This is a genomic window from Mycolicibacterium vinylchloridicum, assembly GCF_013404075.1.
Taxonomy (GTDB): Bacteria; Actinomycetota; Actinomycetes; order Mycobacteriales; family Mycobacteriaceae; genus Mycobacterium; species Mycobacterium vinylchloridicum.
Window position 1 is genome coordinate 1 of sequence record NZ_JACBJQ010000194.1, and the last position, 949, is coordinate 949.

A 949-nucleotide genomic window follows, 5' to 3' on the forward strand; every position below is an offset into this window, starting at 1 on the left:
CACCGCCAACGTCCCACCAGCAGCCAACGTCAAAAACCCGACGATCACCACAGTGCCGCCGATCATCGCCAACGTGCCCGCACCCATGCTGATCTCCGCGATCAACCGGATGATCTCCTTACGGAAATGCAGCGCCGCATGCGGCGTCCCCGCAATCGCCCGCCCATAAAAAATCGTGTGATCACCAATCCGGCCGAACGTCCCCAACGGACGACGCACCTGCCGCGCGATCCGCGGATACACACCCTGCAACGACGCCATCGCGATCTACCGCGCACTCATCCGGATACCAATGGCCGTGACCACCACGTTCACCACGAACAACGCCATGAACGCATACACCACCGTCTCGTTGACCGCATTCCCCACCGCCTTGGCCCCACCACCGGTAATCGTCAACCCCCGATAACAGGCCACCAGACCGGCAATCAACCCAAACAGGGCCGCCTTCACACACGAGATGATCACCTCAGGCACCCCGGTCAACAACGTGATCCCCGCCGCGAACGCACCCGGATTCACATCCTGCACAAACACCGAGAACACATACCCACCCAAAATCCCGATGATCACCACCAACGAATTCAGCAGCAACGCCACCAAACCCGAAGCCAACATCCGCGGAGTCACCAACCGCTGCACCGGATTAATCCCCAACACCTCCATCGCGTCGATCTCTTCACGAATCGTCCGCGACCCCAAATCCGCACACATCGCCGTCGCACCCGCACCAGCCACGATCAACACCGTCACCAACGGACCCACCTGCGTCACCGCACCAAACGCAGCACCCGCCCCCGACAAATCCGCAGCACCCAACTCCCGCAACAAAATATTCAACGTAAAAGACACCAACACCGTGAACGGAATCGCCACCAACAACGTCGGCGCCAACGACACCCGCGCCACAAACCACGACTGCTCCAAAAACTCCCGCCACTGAAACGGC

The 949-nt window shown here is 60.3% G+C and carries 1 protein-coding gene and 1 pseudogene; both read right to left on the reverse strand.

What is annotated here, in order from left to right; translation table 11 throughout:
• Positions 1–261 (reverse strand): annotated as a pseudogene (locus HPC46_RS34520) (ABC transporter permease); the annotation flags it as partial.
• Positions 262–267: 6 nt separating this feature from the next.
• Positions 268–949: ABC transporter permease (locus tag HPC46_RS34525; protein WP_179476455.1), on the reverse strand; the 682-nt coding region annotated here is incomplete at its 5' end.